The 19,535-nt window shown below is 57.1% G+C and carries 14 protein-coding genes; 8 read left to right on the top strand and 6 right to left on the bottom strand.

All coding sequences use genetic code 11. From position 1 onward, the window contains the following. Positions 1–58 precede the first annotated feature (58 nt). A complete protein-coding gene (locus tag AB3226_RS29230; RefSeq protein WP_367375629.1) occupies positions 59–4,918 on the bottom strand; it encodes a M10 family metallopeptidase C-terminal domain-containing protein in 4,860 nt (1,619 codons plus the stop codon). A 496-nt stretch (positions 4,919–5,414) separates the two neighbouring features. Between AB3226_RS29230 and gfa the strand changes: the two genes are divergently transcribed. Together gfa and AB3226_RS29220 are read left to right on the top strand one after the other, a co-directional pair. Beyond that, positions 5,415–5,993 (top strand): S-(hydroxymethyl)glutathione synthase, encoded by a 579-nt coding sequence (gfa, locus tag AB3226_RS29225; RefSeq protein ID WP_367375628.1) that lies wholly within the window; start codon positions 5,415–5,417, stop codon positions 5,991–5,993. A 287-nt stretch (positions 5,994–6,280) separates the two neighbouring features. Continuing rightward, positions 6,281–6,889, top strand: coding sequence for a dTMP kinase (locus tag AB3226_RS29220; protein WP_367375627.1), 609 nt, complete (start codon positions 6,281–6,283; stop codon positions 6,887–6,889). A gap of 243 nt (positions 6,890–7,132) precedes the next feature. On the opposite strand, the gene AB3226_RS29215 is transcribed toward AB3226_RS29220, so the two are convergent. Both AB3226_RS29215 and AB3226_RS29210 read right to left on the bottom strand, forming a co-directional pair. Continuing rightward, on the bottom strand, positions 7,133–7,657 hold the full coding sequence (locus tag AB3226_RS29215; RefSeq protein WP_367375626.1) for a cupin domain-containing protein: 525 nt from the start codon (positions 7,655–7,657) through the stop codon (positions 7,133–7,135). A 205-nt stretch (positions 7,658–7,862) separates the two neighbouring features. Further along, positions 7,863–8,780: an AraC family transcriptional regulator N-terminal domain-containing protein gene (locus AB3226_RS29210; RefSeq protein ID WP_367375625.1), complete on the bottom strand. Its 918-nt coding sequence runs from the start codon at positions 8,778–8,780 to the stop codon at positions 7,863–7,865. 165 nt (positions 8,781–8,945) lie between these two features. Here AB3226_RS29210 and AB3226_RS29205 point away from each other — a divergent pair, with 165 nt between their 5' ends. The 3 genes from AB3226_RS29205 (at position 8,946) to AB3226_RS29195 (ending at position 12,358) form a co-directional block, all read left to right on the top strand. Then, positions 8,946–9,995 (top strand): NAD(P)-dependent alcohol dehydrogenase, encoded by a 1,050-nt coding sequence (locus tag AB3226_RS29205; protein WP_367375624.1) that lies wholly within the window; start codon positions 8,946–8,948, stop codon positions 9,993–9,995. 54 nt (positions 9,996–10,049) lie between these two features. Further along, positions 10,050–11,072 carry an alpha/beta hydrolase gene (locus tag AB3226_RS29200; protein ID WP_367375623.1) on the top strand — a complete coding sequence of 341 codons (1,023 nt, stop codon included), beginning with the start codon at positions 10,050–10,052 and terminating at the stop codon, positions 11,070–11,072. Positions 11,073–11,158: 86 nt separating this feature from the next. Further along, on the top strand, positions 11,159–12,358 hold the full coding sequence (locus tag AB3226_RS29195; RefSeq protein WP_367375622.1) for an MFS transporter: 1,200 nt from the start codon (positions 11,159–11,161) through the stop codon (positions 12,356–12,358). A 65-nt stretch (positions 12,359–12,423) separates the two neighbouring features. Here the strand turns inward: AB3226_RS29195 and AB3226_RS29190 are convergent, their stop codons facing one another. Then, on the bottom strand, positions 12,424–12,789 hold the full coding sequence (locus AB3226_RS29190) for a histone-like nucleoid-structuring protein, MvaT/MvaU family (RefSeq protein WP_367375621.1): 366 nt from the start codon (positions 12,787–12,789) through the stop codon (positions 12,424–12,426). 307 nt (positions 12,790–13,096) lie between these two features. Here AB3226_RS29190 and potE point away from each other — a divergent pair, with 307 nt between their 5' ends. Beyond that, positions 13,097–14,488, top strand: coding sequence for a putrescine-ornithine antiporter (gene potE / locus AB3226_RS29185; RefSeq protein ID WP_367375620.1), 1,392 nt, complete (start codon positions 13,097–13,099; stop codon positions 14,486–14,488). After that, positions 14,485–15,390 carry an amino acid ABC transporter substrate-binding protein gene (locus tag AB3226_RS29180; protein ID WP_367375619.1) on the top strand — a complete coding sequence of 302 codons (906 nt, stop codon included), beginning with the start codon at positions 14,485–14,487 and terminating at the stop codon, positions 15,388–15,390. Before potE ends, AB3226_RS29180 begins: the two co-directional genes overlap by 4 nt. Before the next feature lie 118 nt (positions 15,391–15,508). Here the strand turns inward: AB3226_RS29180 and AB3226_RS29175 are convergent, their stop codons facing one another. Further along, positions 15,509–15,706: a YbdD/YjiX family protein gene (locus AB3226_RS29175; RefSeq protein ID WP_007900300.1), complete on the bottom strand. Its 198-nt coding sequence runs from the start codon at positions 15,704–15,706 to the stop codon at positions 15,509–15,511. A 15-nt stretch (positions 15,707–15,721) separates the two neighbouring features. Continuing rightward, positions 15,722–17,779, bottom strand: coding sequence for a carbon starvation CstA family protein (locus AB3226_RS29170; RefSeq protein ID WP_367375618.1), 2,058 nt, complete (start codon positions 17,777–17,779; stop codon positions 15,722–15,724). 377 nt (positions 17,780–18,156) lie between these two features. On the opposite strand from AB3226_RS29170, the gene AB3226_RS29165 reads away from it, so the two are divergent. Then, the gene (locus tag AB3226_RS29165) at positions 18,157–19,518 is read left to right on the top strand and encodes a cache domain-containing protein (protein ID WP_367375617.1); all 1,362 of its coding nucleotides are present in this window, start codon (positions 18,157–18,159) and stop codon (positions 19,516–19,518) included. Positions 19,519–19,535 lie beyond the last annotated feature (17 nt).

The raw sequence follows: 19,535 nt of genomic DNA, 5'->3' as shown, positions 1-19,535 counted from the left end.
CGATTGCCTCTGCAAATCCCCTGTGGGAGCGGGAATGATCGCTCCCACAGGATGTGGCCTAACCCAAGGTTGTGAAATCGCTGGCGTGCAGCTCCTGTACGCCCACCAGTTGGATTTCGAACTCTGGAGTGGCGTCGGCATCGACACTGCCGTAGAGAATGCCATCGGCAAATCGCAGTTGGCCGGTGGCGTCGGCAGGGTCGAAGGCGTTGCTGCCGATGAAGGTGAAGGCGTCGACAGCGGTGGTCAGCGGGTTGGCGTCCAGGCCGGTGAAATCCAGAAGATCGCCCTCGGTGCTCTTGAAGCCGTTGATCACATCGTGCAAAGCACCGACGCCCATGTCCGACAGCGCACCAAACGCGTAGGTATCCGCGCCAGTGCCACCGGTGAGGTTGTCGGTGCCTGCACCGCCGATCAACCGGTCATCGCCCGAACCGCCCACCAGCGTATCGTTGCCCGCGCCACCGTTCAGAACGTTCGCCGCGCTGTTGCCCGACAGATTGTCGGCGTAGGCGCTTCCCGTCAGGTTTTCGCAGAATTTCAAGGTGTCGAGCCCGGAACTCACGGTGTTTTGTTGCGCTGACGTCGAGAGGTTTACGGTAACGCCGGACAGGGCGCGCTCAAAAGACACCGTGTCATTGCCATCGCGCCCGTCCAGCACGTTGTTGCCGGCTCCGGCGAACAGCGTGTTGTCCAGCGCGTTGCCCGTACCATTGGCGGCGCCAGTGCTATCGACATACAGACGCTCGACGTTGTTGCCTAGGGTATAAGCCGCCAGGCTGCTGTGCACACTGTCGACTCCTCCAGAAACGGCATTGCTGTTGGTCTCGATCACTGCGTCATCGGCGTTGTCGACATAGTAGGTGTCGTTGCCATCGCCGCCGCTCATGCTGTCATCCCCTGCGGCACCATTGAGCACGTTATTGGCGGCATTGCCGGTGATGAAGTTGTGCCGCTCATTGCCGGTGCCGTTGATGGCCGACACACCGGTGAGCACCAGGTTCTCGAGGTTGGCGCCCAGGGTCCAGCTGACCGAGGCCTGCACCGTATCGATCTGCGAGGTCGAGGTGTTGGTTTCCACCACGCGGTCGGACGCGTTGTCGACCACATAGATGTCGTTGCCATCGCCACCGGTCATGGTATCGGCGCCCAGGCCGCCATCCAGTGTGTCGTTGCCCGAACTGCCCACCAGGGTATCCGCCTGATCGGTACCGGAAATCATGTTCCGGGCGTTGTCGAAAATGTCCTGCACGCTGTTGTTGTCGTTGGGGTTGCCCTGGAAGCCAAGGTCATTGGCAATGTAGTCGGCCAGGCGCTGGCCGACGATCTCCGCCGACTCCTCGTGCAGGTGCCAGACGTCGTCGGGATACGCCATTGGATCGACTTCGTAGCGCAAGGGGAGGTCGGTGTAGTCCACCGCCAGCTTGACGTCGGCGCGCTCGGCGGCGATGGCTTCCTGGGCGGCGCGGACATAGCCAACCCCTTCGACGATGGAGGCAATCTTTTCTTCTGAATAACCACGGGCACGCGCCGCGTCCTGTTCGTAATGACCGGTCTCCATCAAGTACACGTTGAAGTTGCCGAACTGGGCATGCAGGTAATCAAACACCTTCAAGGTCGCAGCCTTGTAGGCCGCCGCTGCCGCTGCTTTGTCCGTGGCGCGGCCGATCTCCTGGGCGGCTTCCTCGCCCTGGCCCCAAATGATGCCCATGGTGACGTTATCGATGGATTGCAGTTCGGTGCGTTGGTCCTGCAGGAGCGTCACGGCGCGCAATAGCGCAGCGCCGGGTTGGTTGGTATCGGTCAGCCACCAGCACAACTTGAGTTCCTCGGCGCTGAGCGTCGACAGGCCGGTGACCGTGCTGCCGCCCACCGCGATGTCGATGCCGTTGCCATTGGCATCGGTGAACTGACTGCGCACGTCATAGGACGTGTAGCGGTCCAGGTCGTTGACCAGCATCGAGGTGCCGGACTGATTGTCGTCCTCCGTCATACGCAGCAGGCGCGCATTGGATTGGCCGAGGGTGGGCAGGTAGAGAATGTCCTGCTGGACGCTCTCGCCGAACACGAAGTCGCTGGCAGTCAGGGTGTTGAGGTAGTTGCCGTTGAGGGCGATTTCAAAACGATTGCCATCGGCATCCGCTTCGGCGGACTTGATGTAGGTCTTGTCGCCGGCCGCGTTAAGGGTGATGTACAACGTGCCATGGCGGCCATCGCCGAGGCCGACAAAGCCCAGGCCTGAAACATCGATCTTGTCGACGCCCGCGGTGAAGTCATAAATCGTGTCGGTGACCGTGACACCGCCGGTGTCGTAGTCGCGGTAGCTGTCGAGCACGTTGGTGTAGCGGAAGGTGTCGGCACCGTCGCCGCCGTACAGCGAATCTCGTCCGGCGCCGCCGTCGACGATGTCCGCGCCGGTGCCGGCCTTGATTGTGTCGTTGCCACCGAGGCCGAGGATCAGGTCTGCGCCTGCCGTGCCGTTGAGGGTTTCGGCATTGTTGGTGCCGGTGATGGTGTTGGCGGGCGCATCGGCCACAACCAGGGCGAAGCTATCGCTGACCGATGCACCGGCCGGGTCCGTGGCTTTGACCAGTACGTTGTAATTGCCGGACGCGGTGCTGGTCGGTGTGCCGGTGAAGGTCAGGTTGGCGGCATTGAAGCTCAGCCACGCGGGCAGGGCGCTGCCATCGGCCAGGGTCGCGGTGTAGTTGAGGCTGTCATTATCCGGATCGGTGAAGCTGGTGGCCGGCACCGCGTAGCTGAACGGGGTGTTTTCGGTCGCGTTTTGATCCAGCAACGCCGTTGCCACCACCGGCGCATGATTGACCGTTGGCGAAGTGGCGAAGACGAAATTGGCGTTGGTCAGCTTGCCGAGGAAGTTGCCGTCCAGTGCCACTTCGAAGCGGTTGCCATCGGCGTCGGCGGTCAGGGACTTGATGTAAGTCTTGGTGCCGGCACTGTTGAGCACCACGTACACGGTGTTGTTCTTGCCGTCCCCCAGGCCGGTGAAACCCATGGCCGAGAGGTCGATTTTGTCGGCGGTGATATCGAAATCGGTGATCAGGTCGCCAAGGTTGGCGCCGCCGGTGTTGTAGTTGCGGTAACTGTCCAGGCGATTGGAGAACACAAAGATGTCAGCACCAACGCCACCGGTGAGGGTGTCCATACCGGCGCCACCGTCGAGCTTGTCGTCGCCCGCGCCGCCACTGAGGCTGTCGTCGCCCGCGCCGCCACTGAGGCTGTCGTTGCCCGCCAGGCCGAGGAGGGTGTCGGCCGAATCGCTACCCAGCAGCGAGTCGTTGCCGCTGGTGCCGGTGATCACCCGATTGAAGATGAAATTGCTGGCGGTCAGGGTGCTGACGAGGTTGCCTGAGAGAATCAGCTCGAAGCGATTGCCGCTGGCGTCGGCATCGTAGTCCTTGATGTAGGTCCGATCGCTGCTGGCGCTGTAGCTGACCTGCAAGGTGCCGCCATGGCCATTGCCCAGGCCGGTGAAACCGAGGCCGGCGAGGTCGATCTTGTCCTGGGTGACGTCGAAGTCGGTGATGGTGTCATCGAAGCTTGCGGTTGCGTTGCGGTAACTGTCGGACTGAGCGGTGAAACGGAACGTATCGGCGCCGGTACCGCCAGTGAGTTTGTCGATGCCTGCACCCCCCACCAGAATGTCGCCACCGGCCCCGCCATTGATGGTGTCGTTGCCGGCACCACCGTAAAAAATCTCGCTGGCGGCGCTGCCCAGCAGGGTGTCGTTGCCAACGGTACCTTGCACGGTGATCATCGGCACCGTGTCGCTGACGTAGCTGCCGTCACCATAGATCAGCGTGGCACCCTTGCTGGTGTGACTGATGGTATTGCCAATAATGGCGTTGCGATCAGTGCCGTCTTCATTGCGTTCTGCGACGCCGTAGGTCGACAGATTGCTGCCGGTGATGATGTTGCCCTGGATCGTGTTATCGCTGCCGTTGAAGTACTTGCCGGACACACCCAGGGTGTCGTTGTAGGACTGGATGATGATCTCCGGTACGGGGTTACCCAGGGAGTTGTTGTTGAGCGTGTTGTCGATGATCTCGACGTGGTTGCTGCCGTAGATGCGTATCCCGGCGCTGGTATTGTCGTGGATGTCGACGTCGCTGACGATCACCTCGCTGGACAGCTTGATCAGCACTCCTTCGGCGCCGTTGCCGTACACCTCGCCACCGGTGATGGTGATGTTGCTGGGGGAGGGGATGTCCTCGCTGCCGCGCTGGATCACGATGCCATTGCCGCCGTTGTCATAGGCGACGTTATTGGTCATGGTGAAATCGTGGGTGCTGGTAACGATGTTGAAACCGTGGCGGTCGTTGTCGTAGGCGATGTTGTTTTCGAAGGTGCTGTTGCTGAGGAAGTCAGCAACGAAGCCGTCCAGGCCGTTGCCGTGGGACACGCTGTTCTTGATGACCATGTTGACGGTCTGCTCGTGGGGGTCGAAACCGTACCCGGAGCAATCCTTGATCTCGACGCTGTCGAGGGTAACGTTGGAGTCGTAGCCTGCTTCGCCGGGAATGTAGCCATTGAACCAACCGTCGATCTTGCCCGTGGTGCTGTCACGGTTGCCGTCGATGGTGAGGTTGCTGACGCCGAAGTCATGGGTTTCCTCGCCATAGGCGGAGCGGATGACCCCTGTGATCTTGGTGTCGGAGCCGTCAGCCACCTTGACCGTCGTTTGTCCCATGCCGTCGCCGTACAGGTAGACGTTGCTCTTGAGCATCAGGCAACCGTCGGAGGGTTCCTCACCTCCAGAAACGATATAAGTTCCGGTCGGCATATACACCTGCCCACCGCCTGCAGCGGCCGCCGCATTAATTGCACTTTGTATTGCCGCTGTGTCGTCAGTGATGCCATCTCCTTTGGCGCCAAAATTTTGTACGTTAAAAATCATGAGCTTATCTCCGTATCAGGCGAAAACCTCGGTAGATGCCAATATTCCATCGACAGGTACCGTGTTATGACCCAACGGAGGGCAAAAGTTGTGACCGCATATCGGGGAAGCGTCAAAAAACCGAACTAACTGATTAGCGGTTGGAAAGGGTTTTTAGGTATTTTGAAAAAAATAACGTTCTGTTGACGCTTGCTTGGGAGGCGAGTGATGCCCTGTGGAAGCACGTCTCGATGGGCATTGAATTCATGCCGAGGTGTTGAAGGAACCTGTCATTGCAGGTTTTCAATGAAGGGGGAGGTTGGTCTACAGGAAGGCGGGTGAGCATCTCAGAACGCGCGAAATCGATCTGGCCCCCGTCGTCGCTCATACCATACTACTTGAACGTATTAATGAGGCCTTCGATCTGATGCATGAAGGCACTATCAAATACTGATCCGCACCCTGGAGTTCAGGCTCCAGATCCAGTTCGAATACTCCCTGATACTGGAGGTTTATTGTGAGCAACTTGAAGCTTCATCCTTCACTGGATAACGGCATAGAGCCAAGCGCAGCAAATTTCTCTGGCGGTACCCTTCAATGCCTGTGTCCGACTGATAAGGTTGAAATCAGGATTGACGCCCAGACCCTGCACAATCACGCCTGTGGCTGCAGCAAATGCTGGAAACCCGCAGGTGCAAAATTCGCGGTCGTTGCTGTCGTTCCTCGCGATAAAGTCAGCGTCACCGCGAACGCCGAAAAGCTGGTCATCGTCGACGAGAGCGCGACTATTCAACGACATGCCTGCAAAGAGTGCCATGCGCATATGTACGGCCGCATCGAAAATAAAGACCACGCGTTCTATGGCCTGGATTTTGTGCATACCGAGCTATCCCCGCAAAAAGGGTGGGCTGCACCGGGCTTTGCAGCTTTCGTTTCATCGATCATCGAAACCGGCACCCCACCGGAGGACATGAAGGCAATCCGCGGAAAACTGCGCGCGCTCGGTTTGGAACCTTATGATTGCTTGTCGCCAGATCTGATGGACGCATTGGCTACGCAAGTGGCGAAGTTGAATGGCGTTCTCGCATCCCGTTAAACCCGTTTGCTAATGTATTATTCGGCACGATCCCCCCTGGCTGAACCATTGGTGCAACGCCCCTTCACCTAGATGCGTTTCAGGTGAAGGGTGTTGGGCTCAGCCCCATTTTTCCGGATAAGGATGGTGTTTTGATGGGCATGGAGACCCGTTAGCCATAAACCGGGGTAGAGTATTCATCAAATGTCTGTTCATAAGGGCCCTCCACTCGATTCGCGTAGTCGCGCCAAGCGGTTCCAGCGAACGAACAGGGCAAAAAAAACCGTACATCAATCGTTATGTGAAAAATGAATCGTCCGCTGTTTGTTTCTCTGGATGGGCCCAAGGGAGCCGGCAAAACCACACTGTTGGAGGCCGTTACGAAAGTACTGAGGGCAGACAGTAAAAAGGTGATCCGACTTTGCGAGAAAAAAAGCGATCCCTATAGGGGTGAAACAATGGCCCTCGTGAACAAACTCGTCAGAAATCCCACCCGGGATTTGGAGTTGGAGGTTTGTGAGCGCTTTGCTGATAGCCGTACCTGGATTTCCCGGCACGTGCTGGCTAAACAGCCACCAGGCAGCATCATCTTGATCGATCGCTGGTACCCGTCTGATGCCGCGTTTCGCCGGATAGTGCCGTTTGCAGAGATTCTACAGTTGAACATTGATCGAAACGTGCGAGTGCCAGACCTGCATGTCGGGGTTGTCACCGCCCCTGAAATTTCATGGGCGAGGGCCGCGGCACGACGGCGTGGGCTGAGCAGTACTGTGATCCATAAGCTGGAAGAACATGTCGCTTGTACCAAGGCGTTCGAGGGAGCGATTGCAGATCACGGCTGGGTTTTATGCCGTAATGAAGGAACGATCGAAGACGCAACGATGCAGGTGATTTCTGAAATCTATAGAGTCCTTTGATGCCCCGTAGGCGAAGTTCGCTGCGCCGGCCTTGATGTGGTTGAGATAGCCGTAGATATAGATCGTTAGCAGGGGTATTGAGTTGGCTCGAACAGGGATCGGGCATTGGTAGCGTGAAAGAACCTTTGGTAGAAGTTCCACCCAGACACATCATTTAACATAATATACATTACACGTAACACCATGTTTCAAGATTAGCCCGGTTCCACGCAGCTTTTGAAGCCCTCAATTCACCCAAGCCCCTCATCCTTGCGTCAGCTTCCCAATCAGCTCCAAATGTTCGGGAAACTGCGCTCTGAGCTTCTGCCGGCTGCCCATCTCCATATCTGCAAAATCAAACCCTGGTGAAACCGCTTCACTGATCAAACCGTATTCCGCTGAACCATTCATAAGCTGCGAAGCTTTCCAGACGCCACCAGGTACATGCAGCTGCAAACATTGCCCAGCGATAATGTCGCTGCCCATCACCACAGTTTTCAACGTGCCGTCTGCAAAGATCAGGCTGTACTGAATCGGGTTTCCCAAATGGTAGTAATGAATGATGTCCGATTGATTCAGGTGGAAATGACCGATCGGCGAATCCTTGGACAGCAAGTAATAAATTGAAGTCATCAAGTGACGTTGACCACCATTGATCTCGACCATAGCGTGGTGATCAGATTGAAAGGTTCTTCGGTAGAAACCGCCTTCCATGTGAGGCTCCAGAGCCAATGCGGCGATGACAGCTTCAGCGTCGGGAATTTGAATGTCGAGCTCACTATGGGTCATGTGGATTGCCCTCCTTAAAATACTGAAGCTATCATGCAAATCTACACGATAGATTATAGCTATGCTAAATGGTTGTTTAGTCGTTTTATTTCGATAGCGTTTAAAAGCGTGAGCAAACGCAAAGTGACCGTGTGCCAGCGCGAGAAATCATTACGCCTATGGAGGCTAATCTTTGAATAACCTATTCGTCGGCTTGACTCTATAGCTACCCCTGCCCTCGCAAAACCGCAATATCCCGCTTGGGGGGTACGCCAAACAGACGGCTGTATTCGCGGCTGAACTGGGACGGGCTTTCATATCCGACCTTATATGCCGCACTGGATACGTCCTGATGTTCATTGAGCATCAATCGCCTCGCCTCGTTCAGTCGCAGCCATTTCTGGTACTGCAAGGGGCTCATTGTGGTGAGTTGGCGGAAGTGGTGGTGAAAGGTCGGAGTGCTCATCTGCACTCGGGCCGCCAGTTCATCGACGCGAAGCGCCGAGGTGTAATTCAACTTCAGCCAATCGATGGCTTTGGCGATCCGATAACCTTGGCCATCGACAGAAGTTATTTGTCGAAGCCGGCTCGCTTGATCACTCTGCAAGAGACGGTAGTGAATCTCGCGTTGAATCAAGGGGGCCAGAACAGGAATGGACTCCGGCTCATCGAGCAGTGCCAATAAGCGCTCGAATGACGCCAGCATTGCAGGGGTCACTGAACCAATTCCTACCCCCTTCGCAACTGATCGATCACGGGTTGGCGGCAGGTCACTTTGCGCTATCAGCTCAGCCACCATGCGCAGATCAAGCTTCAAAGTCAGTCCCAGGCATGGCTGTTCCGGGCTTGCCGTCAGCACTTGTGAATTGGCAGGCAAGTCCAATGAGGTGATCAGAAATCGCGACGTGTCATACGGATAGCCTTCGCCGCCTACCCAGAGCTGTTTCTGACCCCGGGCGACGAGGATGATGCTTGGCTCGACCATGCAGACGACGGGTGGCGATGGATGTTCGCGCCTGAAGAAGCCGAGGCCCGTAATGGGCGTTCCGTAATCACCGGGTTTCGGAATCTGCGCGCCGATGATCTGCGCAAGCGTTTCTTGCGGCGATGTCTGTTGAGGCGCGGTGTCGTGTTTGATCGTCATATTCGTCTTGTACCTCTTCACCAAACTCTAACTCGCCAGCTCCCGAGCGTCCTGCAAAAAAACAGCGACTCATAGAATCAGGCAAGTAATCCAGCGGAATGCACTACAGAGGGTCTGGGCAGAGCGGGAGAATGTTCATCCGACAAACCCATCGAGGATGCTCCCATGCTTGTCAAAGCCTACGGCGCTCACGCGGGCGACAAACCCCTTGAGCCAATACAGATCAACCGCCGCGAGCCGGCTGCCCATGATGTTCAGATCGATATCGCCTTCTGTGGCATCTGTCACTCAGATTTGCACCAAGTGCGCGCCGAGTGGGCAGGCACGCAGTTTCCCTGCGTACCGGGCCACGAAATTGTCGGTCGTGTATCGGCGGTGGGCGCGCATATTACGGATTTTAAAGTCGGCGATCTGGTCGGTGTAGGCTGCATCGTCGACAGCTGCAAACACTGCGACGACTGTGAGACTGGCCTGGAAAATTACTGCGACGCAATGGTCGGCACCTACAACTTTCCGACCCCGGACGCCCCCGGCTGGACACTGGGCGGCTACTCACAAAACATCGTGGTGCATGAGCGCTACGTGTTGCGCATCCGCCATCCCGAGGCGCAGCTGGCTGCCGTCGCTCCGCTGCTGTGCGCGGGCATCACTACCTACTCCCCTCTGCGCCACTGGAACGCCGGTCCAGGCAAGAAGATCGGTGTGGTCGGCATCGGTGGCCTGGGCCACATGGGCATCAAGCTGGCTCATGCGATGGGTGCCCACGTCGTGGCGTTCACCACCTCTGAATCCAAGCGCGAGGCGGCAAAGGCGTTAGGCGCCGATGAGGTCGTCGTATCGCGCAACCCTGATGAAATGGCTGCACATACCAAGAGTTTCGACTTCATTCTCAACACCGTCGCAGCCCCCCACGATCTTGATGCGTTTCTGGTGCTGCTCAAGCGTGATGGGGCTCTGACGCTGGTCGGTGCGCCCGCCTCGCCACACCCATCGCCAAACGTATTCAACCTGATCATGAAACGCCGAACAATTGCCGGCTCGATGATCGGAGGCATCCCGGAAACACAGGAGATGCTCGATTTTTGCGCCGAGCACGGCATCGTCTCCGATATCGAACTGGTTCGAGCAGACCAGATAAATGAATCCTACGAGCGAATGCTCAAGGGGGACGTCAAGTATCGCTTCGTGATCGACAACTCCACATTGGTTGATTAAGCACCTCAGATTCAAGAACGCAAATGGACACCATCCAAAAGTAAGGAATATCGAATGAACAGACTCTTTCTTGCCCTGGGGCTGCTTATCGCCTCTTTCTCATCAATGGGAGCTGACATGTCTAACGGTGCTGACAACTTCTACAAAAGCGAAAAGGTAATCACAGAAAAGGTCACCTTTAAAAACCAATACAAGATGAACGTTGTAGGGAACCTCTACATTCCAAAAGGAATGGATCCCAAGACCAAGAACCCCGCGATCATCGTAGGGCACCCAATGGGCGCGGTGAAGGAGCAAAGCTCCAACCTGTATGCCCAGAAGCTCGCCGAGCAAGGTTTCGTGACATTGGCGATTGATCTTTCGTTCTGGGGTGAAAGCGAGGGGCAGCCCCGTCAAGCTGTGTCGCCGGACATCTACGCCGAGGACTTCAGCGCGGCGGTGGATTTCCTGGGCTCACGTCCTTTCGTTAACCGTGAGCGCATCGGCATCATCGGCATTTGCGGCAGCGGCGCCTTCGTCATCAGCGCGGCCAAGATCGACCCTCGACTGAAGGCAATCGCAACAGTCAGCATGTACAACCACGGCGACCTCTATCGCAAAGGTTTGGGTAATTCGACGACCCCGGAGCAGAAACGCACGGCACTCGCCGAAGCTGCAGAACAACGCTATGTGGAATTCACTGGCGGCGCTACCCAGTACACCGCCGGTGCCCCGTTGAAGCTGACAGGCAATGCGATAGGCGATGAGTTTTTTGATTTCTATCGCACTCCTCGCGGCGAAGTTACCCCTGCCGGTGCATCGCCACAGACTTCCACCATGCCGATGCTGACCACCAATGCGAAGTTCTACAATTTCTACCCGTTCGAAGACATCGAGACTATTTCGCCACGTCCACTTCTGTTTATCACGGGCTCCGAGGCTCATTCTCGTGAATACAGTGAAGATGCCTACAAGCGTGCTGCGGAGCCTAAAGAACTGGTCATCATCCCGGGCGCCAACCACGTCGATCTCTACGATCGGGTCAACGTCATTCCATTCGCCAAGTTGACTACGTTCTTCAAAAGCAACCTGAAGTAGCCTGATCGGTGCCCTGGCCGGGCATCACTTCTCTCGTAGCCTCGTCCTCGGGGCTACGACGCTTCGCGCAATACAGGATTCAACCAATGACTGATCACCTCCTCCCAGTGCCCCATAAATCATGGGGTGCCGTATTCGCCATGTCGCTCGCTGCCTTCGTGCTGGTGGCATCGGAGTTCATGCCCGTCAGCCTGCTGACACCGATTGCCGCAGATCTACACGTCACCGAGGGACAAGCCGGCCAGGGAATCTCCGTTTCGGGGCTGTTTGCCTTGTTCACCAGTCTTCTGATCGCATCGGTGGCTGCGCGGGTCGACCGCAAACCGCTGCTCCTTTCACTGACACTGCTTATGATCCTTTCCGGAACAGTGGTCGCGTTCGCCCCGAACTACTGGGTGTTCATGATCGGCCGCGCGCTGATCGGTGTTGCGATAGGTGGCTTCTGGTCATTGTCGGCGGCAACTGCCATGCGCCTGGTGCCTGATGACCAGATTACTCGCGCAATGGCAATCGTTAACGGAGGCAACGCTTTGGCGACGGTTATTGCAGCACCATTGGGCAGTTTTCTCGGCGCCCTGATTGGCTGGCGCGGTGCATTCTTGTGCATCATCCCAGTCGCGATAGTCGCTTGTGTATGGCTGTTGTTAAGCCTTCCAGCGATGAAATCGCAAAGCGGTTCAGGCACTGGTAACGTCTTCAAATTGATGAAAAGCACGCCGGTCGCGTTAGGCATGGTGGCGGTCAGCGTGTTTTTCATGGGCCAGTTCATGCTGTTTACCTATTTGCGCCCGTTCCTTGAAACGGTCACGCACGTCAGTGTTTCCATGCTGTCGTTGATGTTGCTCGTCCTGGGTATTGCGGGCCTCGCAGGAACCTTCCTGATAGAAGCGTTGTTGAAAAATGGCCTGCATCGAACCCTCATCGTCATCCCGATCTTGATGGCGGTGATTGCGCTGGCGCTTGTTTCATTCGGTAGCTCGACGGCCACCACGACTGTCTTGCTTGGCCTCTGGGGACTGGTTGCGACTGCAGCGCCCGTGGGATGGTGGACATGGCTGGCGAGAACGTTGCCAGACGCCGCTGAAGCGGGAGGCGGCTTAATGGTGGCGATCATCCAACTGGCCATTGCGTCTGGCGCAACCGTTGGCGGGCTGGTCTTTGACTTGAGCGGCTATCGAGCGACCTTCGAGTTGAGCGCGACCTTGCTGGGCGTGGCGGCCGTTCTTGCCTTCCTGGCTGCACGCGCAGCATCGCGGGAGCCACTTGCCGCGGCGAACATCGCTTGAAAAAACCACAAATGATCGGATATGTAGGAGCCAGCGGTGCGGCAAGCCTGGCTCCTAAACAAAACTCACTTGGTCAGCCAGGACTCGACAGTGGCAGAGCCGAATTTAGCTTTCCATTCCTTCAGTGTCTTCTGGTTGCCGCCCTTGGTCTCGACGACTTCACCAGTGTTTGGATTTTTGTAGATCTTCACCTGGCGCGGCTTGCGTGTGGCGGATTTCGGCGTGGTTGCTGATGCGCGACGACCCGTTTGTGGCTCAAGAAAATTGATCACGTCTTTCAGGCTATAGCCGTATTTGGCTAGCAGATCACGCAGCTTCTTTTCGAAATCAATTTCCTTTTGAAGGCCGGCATCACCTTTCAGTGCTTCGAGAGCCTGGAGCTGTTTAGCCAGATGTTTTTCGAGTTGACGGAACTCTGCGAGCTTGGACATGTAAAACCTCATATGTGTTTTGAATGTATGTACATGTGACAGAGCCAGCTAAAGAAAAGTCCCCCTGCAATGGCCGTTGATTGATCTAAATCAGATGATTGAACAGCAAACAAAGTCAGCTTGTTGTCTCAAGTCTCCTGCTTTGGAGTCATACCATGTCGGCCATTTCTATTTTGCTGTTCAGAACCCCAAAAACCATCTTCGATGAGACTAACTGGCGATAAAACTGTTCGAAAAGCACTTTCCGGGCCTTGAGTATGACAATCAGGGCTATGGTCAATGTGTTGAGCAGATCAAGGGGTTTGCGATGGCCGACTCAAGCAAGAAAATGAGCCTCATGGGGCTCACCACACTGGTGACGGTGAACATGATGGGGTCGGGCATCATCATGTTGCCGACGAGCATGGCCCAACTCGGGGCCGTTTCGTTGCTGTCATGGATCGTCACTGCCGTCGGTTCCATGGCCATCGCGTACTGCTTTTCCCAGTGCGGCATCTACTGTCTGCGCTCAGGCGGGTTGTCTGCCTACACCGAAGAGGCGCACGCCAAATCAGGCTTCTTCCTCTGTTCGTATCTGTACTTTCTCTCGCTGGGCATCGCCAACGTGGCCGTCGCCATCTCCGCGGTGGGCTACGTGACATCGTTCGTGCCCTGGCTGGGCACTGGCGCCATTCCTCTGTTCATCGGTACGGTTGGCCTGCTCTGGTTGACCACCGCGGCCAACTTCGGTGGCCCCGGTATCACCGGCAAGATCGGTGCGATTACCGTGTGGGGTGTGATCATCCCGGTGGCCGGCTTGAGCATCATCGGTTGGTTCTGGTTCAAGCCCGATGTGCTGATTGCCGCCTGGAATCCGAACAATCTGCCGATCTCCGACGCGATCAGTAAGGCGATTCCCCTGACCTTGTGGGCGTTCCTCGGCATGGAGTCTGCGGCGCAGGCCTCTGATGCGGTGGAAGATCCCAAGCGCACCGTACCGTTGGCCTGCCTGTTCGGCACGCTGGGTGCGGCAGTGGTCTATGTGCTGTCGACTACGGTCATTCAGGGCATCATACCCAATGCCGAACTGGCCAACTCTTCGGCCCCCTTCGCGCTCGTCTATGCACATATGTTTAACCCTACGGTTGGCAACATCGTCATGGCGCTAGCAGTGATGGCCTGTGTTGGCTCGCTGCTGGGCTGGCAGTTCACCCTGGCGCAAACGGCCAAAATGACCGCTGACCAAGGTATGTTCCCGAAATTGTTCAGCAAGGTCAGCGCACAGGACGCGCCCATTGTCGGCATGTTCGTCTGCGGTGTCTTGCAGACCTTGATGGCGCTGTCGACCATCTCGCCCAATGCCAGCGCCCAGTTTGGAAAGCTCGTCAGCCTGGCGGCAGTGACCAACCTGATCCCATACGTGACAGCCGCCACCGGTCTGCTGGTCATGATGTACAAAGCCAAAGTCAGCGCAGGGGTCTACACCCGCAACACGACGCTATTACTGATCGCCGTGGCCTATTCGTTGTACGCCCTTTATGCCTGCGGCAAGGATGCCGTTTTCGGTGGCCTCATTGTCCTTACATTCGGCTACCTGCTCTATGGCTTCCTCTCCAAGCGTTTCGTCGAGACATCTCCAACTGCTCAGGCCACGGTCGGCAATCCTTCGCTGGATCTTGAGGAGAACACAGACATCCGTACGCGGGACGCCAGAATATGAACGTACAACTGACCAAAGCCACTAACTTGCTGTTCGTCTGCCTGCTCGCAATGGTGCCGGTACTGGCCGGTGCCAATACCCTTGAACGCGTGCGGGCGAGCAATACCTTCACCCTCGGCTATCTGCCGGACTTCGCACCTTTTAGCGTCCAGGCAGGCGACAAAGCCAGCGGTTATGCGATCGAGCTTTGTCTGAAGGTCGCCGACAAAATCAAGACCGAGCTGGGTTTGCCCGCGTTGCAGGTACGTTACCGCCCCGTCTCCGTCAACGACGAGATGAGTGCCGTGAGCTCGGGCGAGATCGACATCCTCTGTACGCCGACGCCACCCACATTGGCGCGACGCAAGCATGTGAGTTTCTCGGTACCGATCTACACGGCCGGCCTTTCGGCAGTGGTGCGCCAGGAAGCACCTGAGGCGTTGCTCAACGTACTAAACGGCAAGGTAGCCCATACCGGGCCGACCTGGCGTGCGACCGTCAACCATGGGCTGTCCAACCAAACCTATGCCGCCACCGCTGGCGGAGTCACCGAGGCATGGATCCGTCAGCAGATGCGATTACTCGGGGTAGTGGCCACCCTGGTCACGGTCGAGAACACTGAAGCGGGTCTCAAGCTGGTTGCCGAAGGCAAAGCCGATGCCTTCTTCGCCGAACGCATGATGCTGAAGAATCTCCTCGTCAATAACCATTCCGCAGGAAATCTGGTCCTGCTGGATCGAGTTTTTGAGTACTCGCCGACTGCAATGGCTGTGGGTCGAGACGATGAAGATTTCCGTTTGCTAGTCGACACTGCGCTGAGTGAAATGTATCGATCGGGCGAGATCGAGCAGGCATACGACACCTATCTTGAAGGCATTACCGACACGGACAAAAAGCTGTTCAAGGTTTATGCGCTACCTTAGAGCCGAGCCTGAAAAGCACAACGACAAAAAAGCCCGGCCTGCCGGCGATAGCGTCTCGAAGATCGCTATCGCCGGCAGGCCGGGCTCCTAAAGCAAAATGCCGCTTAAATGTTTCGCATCAACAGCACTTCGGTCCCGCCTTGCTGCCGTAACGAGCCTCCTGACGTTCGCGAAAGAACACCTCGTAACTCATCACCGGTTTGTCCGGGTGTTTGGTTTGCATGTGCTCAACGTAAGTGTCGTAGTCAGGCATGCCGACCATCAGGCGTGCAGCCTGACCCAGGTATTTACCAAGGCGACTCAGGTCATTGAACATGGGCACCCTCCTCCATCAAGCATCCGGCAAAGCCTGGAACGGCGCTTCTTTATCCGTACGTTCCTTGGTGCCCCAGGCGGCAATGCCAACCTTGAGTGCAAAGAACAGGATGCTGAACACCACGAGCAAAAACAGCACGGTCAGCGTTGCGTTGGTGTAGGCGTTGTAGATCACGTGCTGCATCTGCTCGATGCTCTTGGCCGGGGCCAGAACCTGCCCGTTGGCCAACGCGTCGCTGTATTTCTTCGCCAGTGCCAGGAAGCCGATCGCCGGGTTGGCGTCGAACAACTTGATGAAGCCTGCGGTGGTGGTGCAGATCAGCAGCCACACGGCTGGCAGCATGGTCACCCAGACGTAGCGTTGGCGTTTCATTTTGATCAGTACAACGGTCGCCAGCATCAGCGCGATACCGGCGAGCATCTGGTTGGAGATGCCGAACAGCGGCCACAAGGTGTTGATGCCACCCAGCGGATCGATCACGCCTTGGTACAGCAGGTAACCCCACATCGCCACGCAACCGGCGGTGGCGATCAGGTTGGCGGTCCAGGATTCGGTGCGTTTGAGCGCCGGCACGAACGAGCCGAGCAAATCCTGCAGCATGAAACGACCGGCACGGGTGCCAGCATCCACCGCGGTCAGGATGAACAGCGCTTCGAACAGGATTGCGAAGTGATACCAGAACGCCATGGTGTTTTCACCCGGCAGAACGTGGTGCAGGATCTGCGCGATACCAACCGCCAGGGTCGGCGCACCACCGGCACGGGCCAGGATGGTGGTTTCACCGATGTCCTTGGCCACCGCTTGCAGCGCTTCCGGGGTAATTGCAAAACCCCAGCTGCTGACGGTCTGAGCCACCGAAACAGCATCGGAGCCTACAAGGGCTGCGGGGCTGTTCATGGCGAAGTACACGCCTGGCTCGATCACCGAAGCGGCCACCATTGCCATGATGGCTACGAAGGATTCCATCAGCATGCCGCCGTAACCGATGTAACGGGCATGGCCTTCACTGGCGAGCAGCTTCGGCGTGGTGCCGGAAGCAATCAGTGCGTGGAAACCGGACACCGCGCCACAGGCAATGGTGATGAACAGGAACGGGAACAACCCACCCTTCCATACCGGCCCGGTGCCGTCGATGAACTGAGTCAATGCCGGCATTTTCAGGTCGGGCATGGTGATCAGGATGCCGATCGCCAGCGCAACGATGGTGCCGATTTTGAGGAAGGTCGACAGGTAGTCACGCGGCGCCAGGATCAGCCACACCGGCAGTACCGCCGCGACGAAACCGTAGCCGATCAGCATCCAGGTGATCTGGAGCCCGGTGAAGGTAAAGGCTTTGGCCCAGACCGGGTCAGCGGCAATCTGCCCGCCCAGCCAGATCGAACCCAGCAGCAACGCTACGCCGATTACCGAGATTTCACCGATGCGACCCGGGCGGATGTAGCGCATGTAAATGCCCATGAACATCGCGATCGGGATGGTCGCCATCACCGTGAAAATGCCCCAAGGGCTTTCGGCCAAAGCCTTGACCACGATCAGCGCCAGCACCGCGAGGATGATGATCATGATCAGGAAGCAGCCAAACAACGCGATGGTCCCGGGGATGCGGCCCATTTCTTCACGGACCATATCGCCCAAAGAACGACCATTGCGGCGGGTGGACATGAACAGAACCATGAAGTCCTGAACCGCACCCGCCAGCACGACGCCGGCAATCAGCCACAGCGTACCGGGCAGGTAGCCCATCTGCGCCGCCAAGACCGGGCCTACAAGCGGCCCCGCGCCAGCGATGGCTGCGAAGTGGTGACCAAAAAGCACATGTTTGTTGGTCGGCACGTAGTCCAGACCATCATTGTTGAGTACGGCGGGAGTGGCTCGATTGGGATCGAGTTGCATCACCTTGGTGGCGATGAACAGGCTGTAATAGCGGTATGCGACGAGATAAATGGCGACTGCTGCGACTACGATCCAGAGGGCATTGATGGCTTCGCCGCGGCGCAGGGCCACGACACTCAGCGCAAACGCTCCCAGGACAGCCACGGCAAACCAGGCGAGGTGTTTAGCCAGACGGGGCATAGCGTGTCTCCTGCCGACAGCCTGTGGCTGCGGCGGTAATTATTATAATTGTGTCCGCATTGCGGAGCGGACCCAATATCCGCCCATGCTGTCGACAAATAAATCCGCGTTACTACGTACGCGGTATCTACGTAGTTCTACGTAGATATCACTGTTGAAACACAAAACCTGTGGGAGCGGGCTTGCCCGCGATGAGGCCAGTACATTCAACATCAACCGTTGACTGACAGACCGCTATCGCGGGCAAGCCCGCTCCCACAAGGATCTGCATTTGATCGCGGCCGCAGGTCATTCTGTCCAGCACTGCTACTGGAGGCGCGTATCTTTGGCATATGATGCCGGGCCTTCGCCTTCCCTCGGTCTGGCCAGGAGTAGAGATGCAGCTCAAACACAAAATCGTCGCGCTCGGGATTCTGCCGCTGGTGCTGGCGATCGCGGTCATCTGCGCGCTGGTGATTTCCCTGAACCGCCAACTGGGAGATCAACAGGCGCAACTGATCGAAGACAGCATTCTGGCCAGCAAGCGCGCAGAGCTGAAAAACTATGTCGAAATGGCGCAAAGCCTGATTGCGCCGCTGTACGACGACGGGCGCGGTGATGAGCGCGCGCAGCAACAAGTGCTGGAAGAACTGCGCAAACTCAGCTTTGGCATCAACGGCTACTTCTTCGTCTACGACCGCGAGGGCCGTAGTCTGATGCACGCGCGCCAGTCAGAGCTGGTGGGCAAATACCTCTGGGACATGACCGACCCACACGGTTTACCCGTGATCCAGGCGTTGCTCAAAAGTGCGCAATCCGGCGAAGGCTTTCAACGTTACGCCTGGAACAAACCCTCTTCCGGCCAAGTGACCGACAAGCTCGCCTACGTGGTGATGCTGGATCGCTGGGGCTGGATGCTCGGCACTGGCATTTATCTAGAAGACGTTGAGCGCGCCACGCAACAAGCACGTGCCGAGGTGGCTCAGGGCATCCGTAAAACCATGGGGGCGATTGCGGCGGTGGCCCTTGTGGCGGTGCTGTTTGTGTTCGCCGGCGGCATGACGCTGAACGTCAGCGAACATCGCCTGGCCGACAAAAAACTCCAGCGCCTGACTCAACGCATCGTCAGCCTGCAGGAGGAAGAACGGTCACGGGTTTCCCGAGAGCTGCACGACGGCATCAGCCAGCTACTGGTGTCTATCAAGTTTCAGTTCGAACTGGCCAGCCATGTGCTGGAAAATGGGCAAGACAAGGGTTTGGGCATTTTAAGAGACGCCACACAGCGCCTCGGGGACGCGATTGGCGAAGTTCGCAGCCTCTCTCATGACTTGCGTTCGTCGCTGCTCGACACCCTCGGCCTGCCAGCGGCAATCGGTCAACTCGCCGCAGAATTCGAACAACGCAGCGGTCTTGTCGTGACTTTCAACGATAACGAATTCGACTGTCATCTGGTCGATGGCGCCGCCGTCTCGTTGTTTCGCATCGTGCAAGAAGGCCTGACCAACATCGAACGCCACGCACAAGCAAAAAACGTCATCATTACCCTGCACGGTTCTGAAAAGTCCGTACGCTTGACGGTGGTCGACGACGGTGTCGGTTTCAACGTCGCCCAGGTCGAACGTCGTCACGCCGGCATTGGCCTGCGCAATATCCGTGAACGTGTCGAGCATTTTGGCGGTCGATTCGACCTGACATCGATGCCGGGAAGAAGTGAGTTGGACGTGCTGCTGCCGATGAAACTGCCCGGTACAGAACGCTGACTCACCCCATAACAATT

This window comes from Pseudomonas lini, from assembly GCF_964063345.1.
Classification (GTDB): domain Bacteria; phylum Pseudomonadota; class Gammaproteobacteria; order Pseudomonadales; family Pseudomonadaceae; genus Aquipseudomonas; species Aquipseudomonas lini_B.
Note: the sequence above shows the minus strand (reverse complement) of the source record. Positions and strands in the feature narration are given on the sequence as shown.